15 protein-coding genes are annotated in these 18,349 nt (G+C 41.9%); 3 read left to right on the forward strand and 12 right to left on the reverse strand.

Features of this window, described 5'->3' with window-relative positions:
* Window positions 1–179 precede the first annotated feature (179 nt).
* Window positions 180–2,363, reverse strand: a complete 2,184-nt coding sequence (locus G327_RS0112615; RefSeq protein WP_019615147.1) for a Tex family protein — start codon at window positions 2,361–2,363, stop codon at window positions 180–182.
* A 383-nt stretch (window positions 2,364–2,746) separates the two neighbouring features.
* Between G327_RS0112615 and G327_RS0112620 the strand changes: the two genes are divergently transcribed.
* Complete coding sequence (locus tag G327_RS0112620) at window positions 2,747–3,730, forward strand: Gfo/Idh/MocA family protein (RefSeq protein ID WP_019615148.1); 984 nt, start codon at window positions 2,747–2,749, stop codon at window positions 3,728–3,730.
* A 49-nt stretch (window positions 3,731–3,779) separates the two neighbouring features.
* Here G327_RS0112620 and G327_RS0112625 read toward each other — a convergent pair whose 3' ends face one another.
* Together G327_RS0112625 and G327_RS0112630 are read right to left on the reverse strand one after the other, a co-directional pair.
* Window positions 3,780–4,955, reverse strand: a complete 1,176-nt coding sequence (locus G327_RS0112625) for an HD-GYP domain-containing protein (RefSeq protein WP_019615149.1) — start codon at window positions 4,953–4,955, stop codon at window positions 3,780–3,782.
* 68 nt (window positions 4,956–5,023) lie between these two features.
* Entirely contained in the window at window positions 5,024–5,362 is a 339-nt protein-coding gene (locus G327_RS0112630; protein ID WP_019615150.1) for a hypothetical protein, read from the reverse strand.
* A gap of 686 nt (window positions 5,363–6,048) precedes the next feature.
* On the opposite strand from G327_RS0112630, the gene focA reads away from it, so the two are divergent.
* A complete protein-coding gene (gene focA / locus G327_RS24600) occupies window positions 6,049–7,542 on the forward strand; it encodes a formate transporter FocA (protein ID WP_051090315.1) in 1,494 nt (497 codons plus the stop codon).
* A 116-nt stretch (window positions 7,543–7,658) separates the two neighbouring features.
* On the opposite strand, the gene G327_RS0112640 is transcribed toward focA, so the two are convergent.
* The 7 genes from G327_RS0112640 to G327_RS0112670 all read right to left on the reverse strand — a co-directional run bounded on the left by G327_RS0112640 (window position 7,659) and on the right by G327_RS0112670 (window position 14,707).
* Complete coding sequence (locus G327_RS0112640) at window positions 7,659–8,558, reverse strand: LysR substrate-binding domain-containing protein (protein ID WP_019615152.1); 900 nt, start codon at window positions 8,556–8,558, stop codon at window positions 7,659–7,661.
* A 223-nt stretch (window positions 8,559–8,781) separates the two neighbouring features.
* The gene (locus G327_RS24605) at window positions 8,782–9,645 is read right to left on the reverse strand and encodes a putative metalloprotease CJM1_0395 family protein (protein ID WP_019615153.1); all 864 of its coding nucleotides are present in this window, start codon (window positions 9,643–9,645) and stop codon (window positions 8,782–8,784) included.
* 12 nt (window positions 9,646–9,657) lie between these two features.
* A complete protein-coding gene (locus tag G327_RS24610; RefSeq protein WP_019615154.1) occupies window positions 9,658–9,930 on the reverse strand; it encodes a hypothetical protein in 273 nt (90 codons plus the stop codon).
* An 84-nt stretch (window positions 9,931–10,014) separates the two neighbouring features.
* Window positions 10,015–10,377 (reverse strand): peroxiredoxin family protein, encoded by a 363-nt coding sequence (locus G327_RS0112655; protein ID WP_019615155.1) that lies wholly within the window; start codon window positions 10,375–10,377, stop codon window positions 10,015–10,017.
* A 120-nt stretch (window positions 10,378–10,497) separates the two neighbouring features.
* Entirely contained in the window at window positions 10,498–11,997 is a 1,500-nt protein-coding gene (locus tag G327_RS0112660; RefSeq protein WP_019615156.1) for a carbon starvation CstA family protein, read from the reverse strand.
* A 279-nt stretch (window positions 11,998–12,276) separates the two neighbouring features.
* Window positions 12,277–13,005, reverse strand: a complete 729-nt coding sequence (gene btsR, locus G327_RS0112665; RefSeq protein WP_019615157.1) for a two-component system response regulator BtsR — start codon at window positions 13,003–13,005, stop codon at window positions 12,277–12,279.
* Window positions 12,998–14,707, reverse strand: coding sequence for a sensor histidine kinase (locus tag G327_RS0112670; RefSeq protein ID WP_019615158.1), 1,710 nt, complete (start codon window positions 14,705–14,707; stop codon window positions 12,998–13,000). Before G327_RS0112670 ends, btsR begins: the two co-directional genes overlap by 8 nt.
* Before the next feature lie 703 nt (window positions 14,708–15,410).
* On the opposite strand from G327_RS0112670, the gene G327_RS0112680 reads away from it, so the two are divergent.
* Entirely contained in the window at window positions 15,411–16,712 is a 1,302-nt protein-coding gene (locus G327_RS0112680; RefSeq protein ID WP_019615160.1) for a DEAD/DEAH box helicase, read from the forward strand.
* 71 nt (window positions 16,713–16,783) lie between these two features.
* On the opposite strand, the gene amrA is transcribed toward G327_RS0112680, so the two are convergent.
* Both amrA and amrB read right to left on the reverse strand, forming a co-directional pair.
* Complete coding sequence (gene amrA / locus G327_RS0112685; RefSeq protein WP_245542691.1) at window positions 16,784–17,383, reverse strand: AmmeMemoRadiSam system protein A; 600 nt, start codon at window positions 17,381–17,383, stop codon at window positions 16,784–16,786.
* 123 nt (window positions 17,384–17,506) lie between these two features.
* Window positions 17,507–18,289 (reverse strand): AmmeMemoRadiSam system protein B, encoded by a 783-nt coding sequence (gene amrB, locus G327_RS0112690; RefSeq protein WP_019615162.1) that lies wholly within the window; start codon window positions 18,287–18,289, stop codon window positions 17,507–17,509.
* Window positions 18,290–18,349 lie beyond the last annotated feature (60 nt).

Genomic DNA, 18,349 nt, shown 5'->3' on the forward strand with positions numbered 1-18,349 from the left:
TGAAACTCGCTTTTTAACTATGCTGAAGGCGCATACTTAATGCAATTCTATTGTGCTGCAGATCAACTTCTACAACTCGGACTTGAAACTCGCTTTTTAACTATGCTGAAGGCGCATACTTAATGCAATTCTATTGCGCTGCAGATCAACTTCTACAACCCGTACTTTAAACTCGCTTTTTAACTATGCTGAAGGCGCATACTTAATGCAATTCTATTGCGTTGCAGATCAACTTCTACAACCCGTACTTTAACTATCTGCCCTGCTTTTACAATCTGAAAAGGATCACTGACAAACTTATCGGCAAGCTGTGAAATATGCACGAGTCCATCCTGATGTACACCAATATCTACAAAAGCGCCGAAACTGGTTACATTAGAGATAACACCTTGTAACACCATATCGTTAAGCAGATCAGCTGGTTTGTTAATTCCCTCTGCGAAGCTGACCGTTTTAAACTCAGGACGAGGATCTCGTCCGGGTTTAGTAAGTTCACTGAGGATATCTCTGATACTGAGCAGACCGAACTGTGTTGTGACAAACTGTTCGGCATTAATATTGTTTAGTAAAACCGGGTTATTGACCAGCTCTCTAACTTGTCTGCCCTGTTGTGAGGCTATTTCCTTAACCAGTGCGTAAGCTTCCGGGTGCACCGCTGAATTATCTAAAGGATTGGCTGCTTCACTAATACGTAAAAAACCCGCTGACTGCTGAAAAGCTTTGTCACCTAAACGTGCAACTTTTTTGAGCACATTTCGAGATTTAAAAGCGCCGTGAACATCACGGTAATCCACAATGTTCTGCGCAATGGTTTTATTTAATCCGGCAATAAAACTCAATAAAGACACTGATGCACTGTTTAAATCGACGCCGACTGCATTTACACAGTCTTCTACCACAGTCTGCAGACGTCTAGCCAGTTTAGTCTGATTAAGATCGTGCTGATATAAACCAACCCCGATCGCTTTTGCATCAATTTTGACCAGCTCAGCTAATGGATCCTGGAGACGGCGGGCAATTGAAACGGCCCCTCGAATGGAAACATCAAGATCCGGAAATTCCTGTGACGCAAGCTCTGAAGCAGAGTAAACCGATGCCCCTGCTTCACTAACGATTAAGCTAGGAATAGTTAAATCGTTATCCTGAAGCAGATCTCGGATAAAACTATCTGATTCCCGCGATGCGGTACCGTTACCGATAGCGATTAGATTCACTTTGTGTTTTTTTATCAGTTTTATGATCTCATGTGCTGACTGATCTACTTTCAAAGCAGGTGCATGGGGATAGATGGTTGCAAAATCGAGCAGCTTGCCTGTTTCACTGATTACAGCTGCTTTACAACCGGTGCGCAGCCCCGGATCTAACCCGAGTACTACTTTCCTGCCGGCAGGTGCCGCCATCAGCAGCTCTTTTAAATTACCGGCAAAAATATCAATGGCACTGTCAAATGCTGTTTCTTTCATTGATGAGATTAGCTGTGTTTCCAGAAGTGTCGATATTTTACTTTTCCAGGCCTTTTTGACAGCGGCCTTTCGCCAGCAGTCTGGCGCCAGACTTTTTAACGAAAAGCCTAGATGGTTCGCTATCAATGTTTCACAATAGGAGTCTTTAATACTCTTATCCTGCTTGGGATCCGCATTAAGCTTAAGTTTTAACAATCCTTCGCTTTTACCGCGCAGCAGTGCTAATAAACGATGTGAAGATATTTTCTTCAGGGCTTGTTGAAATTCAAAATAATCTTTAAATTTTAATGCATTCTGCTCCTGCCCTTTAACCACCACAGAAACCAGGGCTGCATTATTAAACAAATGCTTACGTAATTTTTCCAGCAGTGTTACATCAGACGAAATTCGTTCAACTATGATGATCTGCGCACCAGTCAATACGCTTTTTGTGTCAGGAAAACCTTTGCTGTTGTTTATATAGCGTTTGGCCAGCAATTCTGCATCAGCTTCACTCTGAAACCATAACTTGTCCGCAAGCGGTTCCAGTCCGGCTTCTATCGCTAACTGCCCTTTACTGATTCGTTTACTTTTAAAAGGCTGGTATAAATCTTCAAGCGTGGTTTTATCGGATGCTGCATTTATCTGCCCTTTTAATTTATCAGATAGATTGCCCTGCTCGCTTAGCGCTTTTAAAACCGCAGTTCTGCGCAGCGCTAATTCACGAAGATAGGTAAGACGCGTTTCTAATAAACGAAGCTGTACATCATCGAGCCCGTTGGTGACCTCTTTGCGGTAACGCGCAATAAACGGCACGGTATTACCATCATCGTAGAGTGAAACAAAAGCATTAACCTGAGCCACTGTCACTGAAGATTCAGCAGCCAGCTGCGAAGCAATTGACGATAAATTTGAATTCATAATTTTCTTTTTAGTTTTATACAATTATGGATGCATTTCAGCATATTTAATGATTTTAATCGAGCTTCATGATTGTTAATATCCACTTTCATGTAATAAGGGCCTGTTTATCTTTGCTCTTTGTTCCTGCTGTAGGCTATTTTTATGCTCAGCAAGGCAGAAGTCATGCAGTGTAGTCACTCTACATTAATGACTGATAACACAGTTGAGTGTATAAATAGCCCCTGCCCTTCGGGTTGAGGCTGAAAATCCCTCACTCTGCGTTGCTCATCACTCATTTAGAACACTAAACTTCATTCTTCGCGCCTTGATTGAGCAGCTTTCAGGCTCAACAGGCGCAATTTTCAAAGATAAACAGGCCCTACTAACCGGGATTTTATAAAATGATTAATTTTGCAGTTATCGGCACCAACTGGATCAGCGAAGAATTTGTTAATGCCACCTTAATAAATAACAAACTACAGCTTAACGCAGTATATTCCCGTCATATCGAAACAGCTGAAAAATTTGCAGCCAAGTATCAGGTTAAAAACTGTTTCAATGACCTCAATAAGTTAAGCAAAAGCGATACGGTACAGGCAGTATATATAGGAAGTCCGAACTCACTGCATTTTGAACAAGCATTAATGATGTTAAATCAAGGCAAACATGTTATTTGTGAAAAGCCTTTAGCATCAAACGCGAAGCAGGTTGAAATTCTTTATCAGACGGCTGTTGATAATAATGTCGTTTTATTCGAAGCCTATAAAACCGCTTGTCTGCCGAACTTTGTGCAGATAAAAAACAACATTGCTAAACTTGGAAAACTGCGCAAGGCACATATTCATTACTGCCAGTATTCATCACGCTACCAAAAATATTTAAACGGCGAAAACCCAAATACCTTTAACCCAGAGTATTCTAACGGATCGATTATGGATATTGGTTATTACTGTGTGGCATTTACCGTTGCACTGTTTGGCAAACCGGAGCAGATTCTCGCAACAGCAACCCTGCTTGACTCTGGGGTTGACGGAGCAGGAGCTGTTCTGCTCAATTACGGGCAGTTTACTGTCAGTATTGATCATTCAAAAATAAGTGACTCGGTACTGCCCAGCGAAATACAAGGTGAACAAGGTAACCTGGTTATCAAGCATATTTCACTGTGTGAGCAGGTCAACCTGCATCAGAAACAACAGATTACCGATCTCACTCTACCTCAGCCGGAAAACAGCATGGTTTACGAAGCCGACTTTTTTGCACAGCAGATTCAGCAGGGGAAAATGGATGAAAAGACGGTTTTACGCTCTAAGCAGACAGCAGACGTGATCACGCAGATCAGAGCCTTAACTAAGGTGAAATTCCCGGCGGATGAATTATTCAGTTAAGGAGAGCTAACCCGGCGCTTATCGTTCCGGGTCTAGTACAGTGCTGCTGCTAATGCTTTATATTCCACTTAACATAGGATTCTATGCTTAATATTTTAATCTCATCCTGCTCTGCTAAATTAATCAGTTTTCTCGGCACATAACAGCGTTTTTTGGTATTAACAAATACTTCAACCTGCGGCTTAAGCATATTGTCACTGATATCAATAACGGTTGCTAAATGCTGGTTACTTAACAGAACTAAACTACCGGCGGGATAAATACCCACAGCCTGAATAAATTTGCGCACTAAAGCCGGATTAAAATGCGTACCGCTCCATTTTAACAGCAGCTTTAACACTTCCGAAGGCTCTTTTCCTACGTGATAACAACGATCCGCAGTCAGTGCATCATAAACATCCACAATAGCAGCCATCTGCCCGTAAACACTTATCTGCTCACCTTTTAAACCAAGTGGATAACCATTACCGTCAAATTTCTCATGATGCTGGGCGGCGATATCCATGGATACCTGCGACAGACCTTTGGTTTTTTCTAATATCAGGCGACTGTCAACGACATGTTTTTTCATGATAACGAATTCTTCGTCGGTTAATTTCCCGGGTTTATTGAGAATTTCATCCGGCGTTAAGGTTTTGCCTATATCATGCAGCAGTCCGCCAATACCTACGTTATTGATTATTTCAATAGATAACCCCATACTTTTTGCAAAGGACATCAATAGGACGGAAAAGCTTACCGAATGTTCAAAGGTATATTTATCCATTGCCCTAATGCGTGACAGGCCTAATAAGGCATTGGGATTACGTAAAATTGAGGCACTCATTTTATTGATAACTGGGTTCACTTGTTCTAATTCTACATGCTGCCCCATTTTTGCATTAGCCATCATATCAGTGATAAATTCACCTGCTTCAGCAAATGCGATTTTTGCCGGACCTAGTTCCTGCATTACACTGACTTTTACAGGCAGATTTTCACTACGCTGATCAACCACCTTACGTAACGGGCCGTTTTCCGCTTTACGTTTTTCGACAAATATATCTAGTCCTTTTTTTATATCTATCTCAATCTCTTTTACACCGGCTGCAATAATCTGTCGAATCTCACTATCAGATTTTATTTTAAAACGATTAACCGTAAATGGATGATTCATCCAGCCGCATTTTAGGTCATTTATATACATACCGACACGCAGCTGCGTTACTTTAATCTTTTTTAACATAATTTTTCATACTTAAGTCTTAGAGGTTTATCTGCAATGGCCTCTGCAAAATTATTTAACGCAATATACTAACGGCCAAAATACTGGTTGATAATTGCTTCAAGGTTATCTTCTAATAACTCTTCGAAATGATCTAAATCTTCACCGAATACATTCAGATACTGCCCTGCTTTGCTTCGTGTTAATTTTTTAGACGAAACTTGAAATTCCATTTCAGCTAAGCTTTTATCTAATCGAGGTACAATTGACCACTTTATATAGGGACTAGCACAGGCCTGCAGCTGCATTTGTGCAAAATCACAGAATTCATTGATGTATTCACTGCCGTCGGGCCCCAACGAGCCTGGCTCCATACGAAATATCACAAACATTTTTCTATTATCCGGAATGCCGCTGGCAAACGTCATTTGCTTTTCCTTATGCTGATAATAATATACAAGCAACCCGCTTAAAGATGCAGATTCGCAGTTTTCATGGATGCCGAACCAAGCAAAGTAGAATGCTTATTTCTTTTACCTGCACCTTGAGACGACTGAATATAACCGCCATATTTGAATGCCGACAAGCATATACAGCAGGACTTTACAAAGCGACAAAATGATCTCAAAAACATATGCCGTTTCAAACTAATCTGTGTAAACGCATAAAAAACGTTCTATTACAGCCTGCTGTGCTAACCGGCACTTGTCCGAGTAAAGCTATTAAATACTTTTGAGTATATACCCAAACATATACAGCCGTTGTCAATCCAGATGCAATAAACGCAAGTCTTGATCTATTTAAAATCAAGAACAACATACCGGTTAATTCGGCACTCCATAACAACGAGCAGAATTCATCTCTCGCTTTGTCCAAAGCACAACCGCTCTAAAGGCTGACGATTACCTCCTTAAGATTTCACACAAACCTTGCCATCATTAAAATTGAATCTGAGCATAGATATTATCAAATATTATTATGATTATATTTCTTCTATTGTAATTGGGCGTTACAGACTAACGCCGATATTTATTCATTAAGGAGAAGTTTATGAAAATTGCGCAGACCATTATTAAACCGCTGTATAGAGGCGTGCACAGCCACGACGTTCATTATGAGTTCTAATATGCATTACCCTGTCAGGCTGGTGAACAATGACCAGCAGAAACCGCCTGAAGCAAACAGTGTTATTGCGCAGGTAGAACAATACGGTTTAAAAAAAGTGCAAAAATCTGTATCAAAGTCATTCGCTCTTGCGGTCTTTGCCGGTGCATTTATTGCCATTGCATTTGTTTTTTATATCACTGTAACAACCGGTGCAAGTGGTGCCCCCTGGGGCTTAGTTAGACTTTCAGGCGGGCTTGCATTCAGCGTAGGTCTTATATTAGTCGTCGTATGCGGCGGAGAACTGTTTACCAGCACGGTATTAAGTACTGTGGCCTGGGCACAGGGCCTGTTTTCAACCGGGCAGCTGCTTAAATGCTGGCTGCGTGTATATCTAGGCAACCTGGCCGGTGCGGCTTTAATGCTGGCACTGATTGTGACGGCGCAGATGCACCTGCTGGACGGCGGAGCATGGGGAATTAACGCCCTGCAGATTGCACAGCATAAGCTCCATCACAGCTGGGCACAGGCTTTTGCTCTAGGGATCCTGTGTAACATTCTAGTGTGTTTGGGTATCTGGATGACATTCAGCTGTAAGGATGCGTTAGCAAAATCGATGCTGCTTGTACTGCCTGTCGCGATGTTTGTCAGCAGCGGTTTTGAACACAGTATCGCGAACATGTTTATGGTGCCGCTAGGCATCGCTATTAATGCAGTTAGCGAGCCGCAGTTTTATATAAACCATGGGCTGTCAGCCGCTGATTTTTCAGACTTGACCTGGTCTAACTTCATTTTCCACAACCTGATTCCTGTCACCCTGGGCAATATAGTCGGCGGCGGTTTATTAGTCGGACTTGGTTACTGGTTAATTGACGGTGGCAGTAAAGGTAAAGACAACAATAAAGACAATAGCAATAACAACAATATATTCGAAACAAACAATCAGTTAACTAAACTTGGAGAGACTCACATTATGAAAAACACATTAAACAGCCTTACAGTAAGTCAGATTATGGATAAAGAGCCGCTAGTATTTTTACAGAACAAGTGTATTTACCAGTCTTTAGCTTTATTAACTGACCATGAGATTGATGCGGCCCCTGTTATTGATGATAAGCAGCAGCTGATCGGCTTCATCTCACAACAGGATATTTTAAGACTATTATGGTCAGAGGAATACTCAACTGATTTAACCTATAAAGTAGAAGATGCAATGCAGACAGAAATTCTAACTGTTGATGCACACCAGCCGGTAGCAACCCTGCTCGAGTTCATGGTTGTAGATAAAGAAAGACTGTTCCCGGTTAATGACGGCGGCATGCTGACCAGCCGTAGTTACCAGAGTTATGAACAGCGTCTTAAAAGTGCATCAGCACAGCGCCCTTCCATCTATCCAGTTATAAACAACGGTTTAATGTGCGGTGTGATAAGCCGCCGTCAGATGGCAGCACTAGTTGTTAACCAATACCTGCCGGATGACAAAGTAGAAGCTCAGGTCGCTTAATTCTATTTCTGCAGATATGAATAAAACAAGCCTCGGCTTGTTTTATTCATTTTCGATTAAGGATCACAACACAAAAGCCAGGCTTTATGTGTTCCCTCTCTGTGCATGACTAACCTTTAGAGTTTCAAACTAGAAATTAAGCGTCTTGCCTCTGCGATGATACAATCCCGCAGCGGGTTTTCACCAGCATCATTACGCCAGGCAAATGATAAATTACGCTTCATATTTAAATCTGGTGTTTCTAATATAACCAGTTCTCCATTAGCGACTTCTTTGGCGATATCTAGTTTAGGTAAACAGCCCAGATAAAAACCATTTTTTACCAGCTCTTTAATAACCGGAATACTGTCATACATTTTCCATACATCAATATTTTCAATTAATCCATGTACCGCACCATCAAATATATGACGGGTTCCCGCTCCCATTTCGCGTAAGATCCATTTTGCCTGCTCTAATTGCGCCAGACTGACCTTCGGATATTTAGCATAAGGATGATGAGCACTGGTAAATATAACTAAATTATCTTCTGTCAAATCATGCTGAAATATTCTGCTGTCATCATTACGCCCTTCTATCAGACCTAAATCATATTCATGATTAATCAAGCCCTGCACAACATGCTCGGTATTTTCAATGCTAACTTCTATCCGCAGCTCTGGGAAATCAGTATCAATTTTACTGATTAACTGCGGCAGTATATGTTCGGCAATGGTCTGGCTAGAGCATAGTACTAAATTACCGCTGATAATCTGCTGGTCATGGAGCCCGAATTCAATCTGCTGGGCATCCTGCAGTAAACGTTTTGCTTTAGGACGAAGCCAGCGTCCCCAGTGACTTAACGTCAGGCGATTACCCTGACGAATAAACAAAGGACGGTCTAGGACATTCTCAAACTGCGAAAGAGACATGCTGACAGCAGACTGCGTCATCGACAATTTTCGTGCAGCGGCGCTGACACTTTCCTGGCTGGCAACAGCATCGAAAACAGCTAATTGTTTCAATGAATACTTCATTTTTCATTCCTAAATAACAAATCAGATCTCATCAAGTATCAATTTTACTGATACTGAATTTTAAGGTGATTTTATAGTGATTTATCATATAAAACAAAAAAATCGGAACGATTTATTAATTTCTATGCAGCTGTGAATTTAGAACTGCGTCTGCAAGAAAGAATTAACCTTAAATATCGGAAGAATCTCGGTAAACGTCACTGATTTGTGTGTTACGGTGAATTCAGATCTGTGTCTGGAAGGTCGAATTCTCTTTAATAACGGAAGAATCTCGGTAAACGTCACTGATTTGTGCACTACGGTTAACTAGCTGTGGTGCATTAGTTTCTTCTGCGAGATGCTCCTGGCCGGTAAAATGTTCCGGTACATGTGACTCATAACGTCTTGAAGATATACTTTCCTCACCATCCCCCTGAAGCTCCTGCTGGATGTCGCTGCGGGCTTCTGCCGCCATCTGCCCGGCCTTAGCTGCTACACGGCGGTCCTGACTGGAGGGTTCTGCCGGCGCTAATGCAGCGGCTTTAATCTGCTGCGCTTTACGCAGTGTAGCCTGAGGATCATTAGGCACTCTTGAAGTATCTATGGATACTTCCCCGGACACCGCATATTTAACACCGTCCGGTCCAGTTTGATAATTGTAATGTGGAGAGCCGGCATACTGCCCGCCGACCGAGGCATGCGCTCTTTCATGTGTGATCACTTCAGCATCGAGCACCTGCAGATTACTAATCTGCTTCAGTTCTGTTTCGCTGTACTGCTCATTTTCCTGATTCGAATCAGGTTCATTTGTTTTTTTATCTGCACCTTCTACAGTCTGCGGATCAACTTCAGTCTGCTTTTCTTGTGCATCAGAGGGCTGTCCGCCGACAGACTTGTCTGCCTTTTCGGGGGCAAGGTTGACCGGTTTTTGATAGGTAGGATTCTCGCTGATATTGTCAGCACTAGTAGTTCCAGGGGAGACGGATATATCAACTTGAGGTGCACTGACCGGTATTACAGGTGAAGCTGAAACCTCAACTGAATGCCTGCTCTGCACAGTTGAAGATGCGGCAAGATGCACTGCTGATGATGCTGTTGAAATATTCATAAAAACAGCTAATTACACACGTACGTCTACCAGACTACCGACCGCTTCATCTGCTGTCACTTGTTTGCCTGATGCTAATGCCTGGTGCTCAGAAACCCTTGCATTAACCACATCTTCGCTGAGTTTTTTTGGCTGTTGAACCGGCTGTTCGGTTGTGACTTTATCAATACTCTGCGTCTGCTTCTGAATTTCAGTTTCCTGACGCTGCAGAGTTGATTCATTCTGCACGTTCCGCTGCGGTGCTATCTGCTGACTGGAAGCACTTGATGTTCCTGAAATGTCCATTTGCTGTTCCTCAAAATAAACCTGTACACTGTAATTATCGTACAATAGTCAATAAAGTACTAACTCTACAGGTTCATTTTTTAATCAACTCAATATCGCCTGCTCAAATTTTTCAGCTAGCTTTCCTAAAGCCTCATCACTTATCACTTCCACATTGTCTGCATCAATTATTTTTCCTTTTTTAATCAATACAGTACGCGGATAACCTGGCCCCCCCAGAAGAGTTGTTAACTCTTGATGCGCATCAGACAGGAAATCATTTTTTACTTTTTGGACATTTACTTGATAGACAGCAATACCTTTCTCGGTAAAACTATGCGCAAATTGAGGGAAGTTATCAGCTTGTTGTGTACAATCAGAACACCATTCTGCAACTATATTAATAATACAGGTATTAGTAGAGGTTATCAGCTCATGTGCTTGAGCCGCATTAATATATTTAATCATAGGTACTCTCAGTAGCTTTTACATTTTTATAGTGTAAGTCAATTCTGGAATTTTTATTAAAAAAAACGGCTATTCATTTCTGAATAACCGTCATAATCATATAATATTCTTGAAGAATATTTAAATTGATTCTAATTTCGCTTTATTTTCAACGATGTCATTCTCGCCGTCAACACTTTCGTCTTCAATATATCGGCCTTTAGAACGTTTTATCACATAAACGGTAATCATCAGCATTGCTAAAATTCCCGTAACCGTTGATACATTCATCGCTAGACCAAATCCTAATGTAGTGTTATTAAGAATAAAGGTAATTATTACCGTGGTCATAAACATTGCCGGAGCAGTTGCTACCCAATGGAATTTATTATGGCGAAGCAGATAAGCTGACGCTGTCCACAACATCATCACAGCTGTAGTCTGGTTAGCAAAACCAAAGTATCGCCAGATAATCCCAAAATCAACCTGTGTCAGAATCGCGCCGATAACAAATAGAGGAAGCGCCATTAGTAAACGGTTACGAATAGATTTCTGCTCAAGATTAAAATACTCTGCAAGGATTAAACGGCTTGAACGGAAGGCTGTATCACCAGAGGTTATCGGTAAGATAACCACACCTAGAAATGCAACAATACCACCGAATACACCTAACAGACCAATCGATGTATCGTATACCACGCTGCCGGGTCCGCCAGTGCTGACCGCGTCAGATAACGCACCAACTGAGCCGAAGAAGGACAGTGCCAGCGCACACCAGATTAAGGCTATAATACCTTCACCAATCATAGCGCCGTAAAATACAAAACGTCCGTTACTTTCATTTTCTAAACAGCGAGCCATTAGTGGTGACTGAGTCGCATGAAACCCTGAAATAGCACCGCAGGCAATAGTGATAAACAGCGCCGGCCATAACGGCAGATCATTCGGGTTCATATTAGTGAACATCTGACTCATTTCATAGTCACCTAATAAAGTATGTTCACTTGAGAAACCGAGCGCAACAACTAATCCTACCGACATAAAGATTAACAGCGCACCAAAAAACGGATATAAGCGGCCGATGATTTTATCGATAGGTACAATTGTCGCAATCACATAATATGAGAAAATGATAATAACCATAGTAAGCAGCGGCATTGCCAGATCTGTCTGCTGATTAACCAGATTAGTTAACATACCGGCAGGTGCGGATACAAAGACCACGCCGACTAACAGAAGTAACACTAAAGCAAAGATGTTCATAAAGTGCTTTGCATTTTTTCCTAGATATTTGCCGGTAATAGTCGGTACGGATGCACCGCCGTTACGAATCGACAACATGCCGGAGAAATAATCATGAACAGCGCCGGCAAATATACAGCCAAGCACGATCCACAACATAGCGGCCGGGCCGTATAAAGCGCCCATAATCGGACCGAATATCGGACCGACTCCGGCGATATTCAGTAACTGTACCAGGTAAACTCTTTTAGTCGACATAGGAACATAATCAACACCATCCTGCTTGCTATAAGCAGGTGTTTTACGTGTCTCTTTAATGCCGAATACTTTTTCAATAAACGCCCCGTAGATAAAATATCCGCCGAGCAGTGCTGCAACACAAAATAGGAACCAAAGCATATTATTCTCTCTCTGTTTAAGTTAATAACGATAACAGCAGTTAGAGAGTTTAAATTAGAGACGCTTAGTTATTTCCATTCATCAATATTGTTATCATTAATATTAGTGAACGGCTATAACAAAACGACTGATAACTTGTAAAACCATCCAAATCCGTCTGTCATGAGTAGCACTCTACCGGATAGATAGTTAGATACACGGCATAAATAACTCAGCGGTCATATTCGGATTTAAACGGTCAACAGCATTTTTAAGTGGTTTTAAGAATCGGCCAAAAAGTTAACTTAACGAAAATCGATCTTTTAATGCTTTGAGATAACGGCGGCTGACCGGAGCCGTTGAACCGTTGCAGGTAATGATTTCAGCCAGTGAATTCTCTAATAGTTTAATTTCTCGAATTGCTGTGGGATTAATCAAATACTGGCGGTGACAGCGGATCAGGCAGGTTTTCTCCTCCAGCACTTTTAAGCTTAGAGAACAGCCTGCTGTCTGCTCAGTGCTGCTGTGTATATTAGTTAACACATGGACACCGGACTGATCTGAAAAAGCCATTTCAATCTCATCGGGTTTAACTAATATAAAACGGTTATAACCGGCACAGGGAATTAACTCTAACTGTTCCTGAAGCAGGCCGCTGTAATCACGTTTAGTGATACTCGACTTTAAACGTTTAACGGTTTTACTTAAGCGCCAGGGTTCGACTGGTTTCAATATGTAATCAAAAGCATTATCTTCAAAGGCCTGTAAAGCATATTCATCATAGGCAGTAACAAAAACAACGTGCGGCATAGTATCCGGATCCAGCATGCTGAGCATCTCTAAACCGGTTATCTGCGGCATCTGGATATCCAGAAATATAACATCAGGTTTTAAACTGTTTACCTTTTGTAACCCTTCAACCGCATTGCTGCAGGATGCAATAATATCTACCTCAGTAGTCTCCCTTAATAACTCGATCAACTCCTCGCGTGCATACAGTTCGTCATCTATCACAATCGCTTTAAGCATTTTTTTTGTTAACTCCTTTTATTTCCAGCAGCGGAAAAGTAATCTGTGCTGTACAAGAAACTCCCTTTTCACAGAACATTTGTAATCCGTATGACTGCCCGAAGGCATTCTTTAAACGTTTATCAACAATCTGCTGCCCTAAGCCTGTTTCATTTTCTTTTACAATATAGTTACCGGCGTTATCAATAACCAGCAGTTCCACCATGGGCTGAGCCGCATCTGTAATGACACGTCCTAAGACCTGTATTCTGCCGTTATGCAGTAATGTTGAAGTTCCGTGTTTAACCGCATTTTCAACCAGGGGCTGCAGAGTAAAGGTGGGTACAACAACATTAAGCAGCTCAGGATCAACCTCAAAATCAACTTCTAATCTGTCGGAAAAACGCGCCAGTTCAACTTCGAGGTACGCCGTGATATGCGCCAGTTCCTCTTTAATAGTCACAGATTCAATATTATGTTTCAAATTTCGTCTGAAAAATTGTGAAAGATGCTGGATCAGCTCTCGTGCTTTATCCGGATCGCGACGGATCACCGCACTGATAGTATTGAGTGAATTAAATAAAAAATGCGGATTTACCTGCGCCTGCAGAAGGCGTAGTTCAGCTTGGGTCAATAGCGTCTGTTGTTCGATATAGCGGCCGGTTAAGATCTGATTTGATAACAGCTTTGCCAGCCCTTCTCCTAAATGACGGTTAAGCGTTGAGAACAGCTTCTGTTTCGGTTCATAAAGCTTAATAGTGCCCAGCACTTCATCTTCCCCGCCAACCAGCGGAATAACTAACGCTGAGCCTAATTTACATTTTTCATGCAGTGAACACTGATAGGCAACTTCGTAACCGTCAGCGTAAATTAATTCACGGTTTTGAATCGCCTGTCTGGTGCACTCCGATGAAATAGGCGTACCAGGCAGGTGATGGTCGTCACCGATACCAATAAACGCCATGATTTTTTCTCTGTCGGTAATAGAAACCGCACCGACTCCCGTTTCTTCATAAATTATCTGTGCAATTTTTTTGGTACTCTGCTGATTGAAACCGCTACTTAAGATACCTACAGAGCGTTCTGCGATTTTTAATGCTTTACTGGAAAAGGCCGCTGAATATTTTTCATAAATTGCCTTTCGGTCCTGGATAATACTCATAAATAAAGCAGCACCAATACTGTTAGCGATAATCATAGGTAAAGCGATTGCTTTAACCAGATGCAGCGCCTGCTCAAAGGGCTGTGCAACAAGCAGTATAATTGTCATCTGCATCACTTCAGCGGCCAGAAGCACCACAAATGCGACACTCGGTTTAAATATCTTGTCCACCAGCCCGCGCCGCACGTAATAACTGTGGATTATGCCGCCTAATAAACCTTCGGCAGTGGTTGATATTGCACAGGCGGTGTCAGTAAAGCCTCCCATCGTATAACGATGTATGCCGCCGGTAAGCCCTACGGCGAAACCAACCAGCGGCCCCCCCAGTAGTCCGCCCATTACCGCACCAATAGCCCGGGTATTAGCGATGGCATTCTCAATGGCTAAACCAAAATAGGTTCCCAACACACAAAACAGACTAAACACCACATAACAGGCCAAACGCTGCGAAAAATGACCGGAGACTGTGGTTAACGGCATAAATAACGGCGTTTTACTTAACAAATACGCAATCACTAAGTACACACTGAGCTGCTGCAGTAATGAAAATATTAATTCCATATAAGATACCGTTTACTAAAAATTAAGTCTGAATTCATAAATCTGCTGTAAAACAAAGAGGAAAAATAAACAGGCAGATCAAAAAAATAGATAGTGTAAGACCCGTCAAATAATATTATCGTAGTCGGATTATTAGCGGCATTACAAAATGGGTTATTGTGAACAGCGCTAAAATAGCACAACGGTGATCTGTTGTGCGTACCAAGCCGTATTTTCGTGATCCGCTTTTAATAAATCAACAGTAACTAGGAGCTGTTTATCTTTGAGAACTGCCGATGCTAACCCTGCATATATTTACTGGTATGCTGCCTTGCGTTTTTTCAATTTTTTCAGTGCACATTTGCATAATCCTGAGTTTAAAGCCGGGCAGTTTTTACAAGGCGTTGATTTAATTGGACGTGAAGCAAACTCTGTTGTACAGATAGTAGACTGAATAATTTGCGAATTAGTTGTGATTTTCATTTCAGTAGAGGTGACTAGATAAACAGACTGCTTTTGTTTCTCTAATTTACGATTATGTTTAATTTTTTTCTCTGCTGACACACACCACCGATAACAATTATCATTTGCATAAAGTATAATAAATAAACGTTTAAACAGCAACTTGATAATGGCATGCATTTTATTAATGCCCAATAAGCCAGAGCTGTTATACTCGCGCCCAATAATTTAATTCGTATGTGTAATAAGAGTGGTGATGTAAATGAGTGTTGATGCAATAGGTTTATCTTCTGAGTTATTAAAGGCTGTAAAAGCTTGTGGTTATAAAAACCTGACTCCTATACAGCAGCAGGCGATACCACTTATCCGTACTGGTACAGACCTGCTGGCGAGTGCGCAGACAGGGACAGGTAAAACAGCTGCTTTTACGCTGCCGATTTTAGATATCTTAGCAAAAAACAGCAGTGCAAAACCGTCTAACAATACAACGGTCAAAGCGCTGATCTTAACTCCGACACGTGAACTTGCCCTGCAGGTTGCTAAAAATGTTACTGACTACAGCGAATTTTTACCGCTGACTTCGGGTGTTGTCAGTGGCGGCACAAATATGCCTGCACAGACTAAAATGCTTAAAACTGGTGTTGATGTGCTGGTTGCGACCCCAGGCCGCCTTATTGAACACCTGACACTGAGAAACGTAGATCTCTCACATGTGAAATACCTAGTCTTAGATGAAGCCGACCGTATGCTGGATATGGGCTTTCTTCAGGATATTGAGAAGTTAATGGAAGTTATCAAGCAGAAACACCAGACACTGATGTTCTCCGCAACCTTCTCGAATAAAGTTAAAACTCTAGCCAACAAGCTGTTAACCACACCAAAAACCCTGGAGATCTCACCGCAGAACTCCACATCGGGTAAAGTAAAGCAGCAGGTCTACTGGGTATCGGAGCAGCGTAAACGTGAACTGCTGTCGGAGCTGATCGGTGTTAAAAACTGGAAACAGGTACTGGTCTTTGCCGGTACTAAAGAAAGTGCAAACCTACTAGCTAAAGAGCTGCAGTTAGATGGAATTAAAACCGCTTTATGCCATGGTGATAAAGCCCAGGGCGCACGTAATAAAGCAATTGAAAAATTCACCGAAGGCAGCGTAAGAGTATTAGTGGCAACCGACGTGGCGGCTCGTGGTTTAGACATTCCGGATCTTCCCTACGTGGTAAACTTCCATCTGCCGTTTTTAGCAGAGGATTATGTTCATCGTATCGGACGTACCGGCCGGGCAGGGAAAAACGGTATGGCGGTTTCATTAGTCAGCCCTAAAGATGAGCAGTTCTTAGATAATATCGAAGAGTTAATCGGACGCAAGTTTGAACGCATTGTTTACCCGGGTTACGAATTCAATGCGCAGTCATCTTCACAATATAATGATTCTGACGCTAAACCGCTTAAAAAAAGTCGTTATAAAGCAACCCAGGAGCGTAACCAGATGATCGCCCGTAAGAAAGAAGAAAATAGCCCGGCTGCGGTTCGCCGCGCTAAAGCAAAACGTAGAAAAGCCAGATAGTTCATAAAGCAGGGGGATTTTTATCCCCCGACAAGCTTATTATAGTGGAAAAGAAATCCCAAATAAGAATCTTAGCCTTCAATAACAAATGTTGAAAAACGATACAGCGTCATATTTTCACTCCAGTAATCTCTGTCCCAGCCCCCTTTATGTTTTAATGCCTGCACAAAAGTGATAGGTGTTGTTAAAGAATTCCATACAGTTGGCAAAAATATGGCACTTTGACTGCCCTCTTTCAGTAATAAACCGTCAGTTCCAACTTTCAGCTCTTTTAATAAAGCTTGTTCACCATTATTCGGGATAGACTCCAGTTCCGATAGAACGGATATTTCAAAGGATAAATACGGAAGTTCATTGCGCTGCAGAGGCACAAAGCGCCGATCTTGACTAGCACTGTAATAACTGTAATCACAAACATTAAGCCACAGCGGTTTTTCAATAGCATAAGTACCGATGCAGCCGCGCAGCTGCTTGTTAATATATAAGGTTACAAAACAAGCTCGACGAGTCAGAAGGCAGGCTGATAAAGGAGGCTTTGGAAGCACTAAACAATGCTTTCTAGTGGTCGTATCAACAACCTGTTTTACCAGTTCTTTTAACTCGTTTTGTTCTGCTGCAGTAAAATTAATAGAGAATGAAACCGGCATAACCCACCACCTGTTATTTGTCATCTAAATTATCACCTGAACTTCGTCTTTATATGTAAGCTAGTAAAGAATTAAACTGGATTATTATCCCGTCGCCTACTGCTGTTTGTTAAAATATCATCTAAATTTTATTTATAACTGCTGAAACTAATAAAGAACGAAACTGGCATAGCCAACCACCTGCTGCTTATCGCCTAAAGTATCACCTGAATTAGCCTGTGCAGTTAATTTAATTTTCCAGCCCTTTTTAGCCGCATAATCTAACAAACCGTTAACAGCGTAACAGCCGCAGGCATCTTGTCCATGCAGATTATTGTCATTACTTAATATTTTTTCTATGCTTTGGCTGTCTAAAAGCTGTGCTTGACGGTAACTGTGGTAATGGCTGAGATCCGTACTGACAACCACCAGAGTAGAAGGTTGATCTGCCTCTAATGTATTTAGCAGATCGCTAACCAGACTTGGCGGACACTGCCCGACAACAATCGGTACTATGGTAAAATCCTGCAGACAAGACTGTAAAAATGGGAGCTGTACTTCCAAAGAATGTTCAAAGAGATGCGCCGAATCGCAAAAACTTACCAGAGCAGATTTCAGCAGCTTCTTGTAACAGTCACTGGCCACATGTATTTTACCCAGCGGCGTACTGAATACATCATAATTTGAAATAGCACAGCCCTGCAGAGGAACTCGGTGGCTAGGGCCCAGTACGATAACACGCTTAATCTCAGATGCTATCGCGTTAAGATAAACATAAGCCTCTCCGGCAACCGCGCCCGAATAACAGTAACCAGCATGCGGTACAATCAGCGCATGCGGGATAAGATTCTGCTCTGGTGAAACAGCCAAAAATGTGTGCAGCTGGGTATTTAACTGTTCAGGTGAAGCCGGATAAAAACTTCCAGCCACAACCGGCCCTCTGTATTTCATATAAACCTCACTTCAACAAACGACACATTGATTAAATGTACTCGGACCTAAAAACAGGTG

The sequence above is a fragment of the Psychromonas ossibalaenae ATCC BAA-1528 genome (genome assembly GCF_000381745.1).
Lineage (GTDB): Bacteria > Pseudomonadota > Gammaproteobacteria > Enterobacterales > Psychromonadaceae > Psychromonas > Psychromonas ossibalaenae.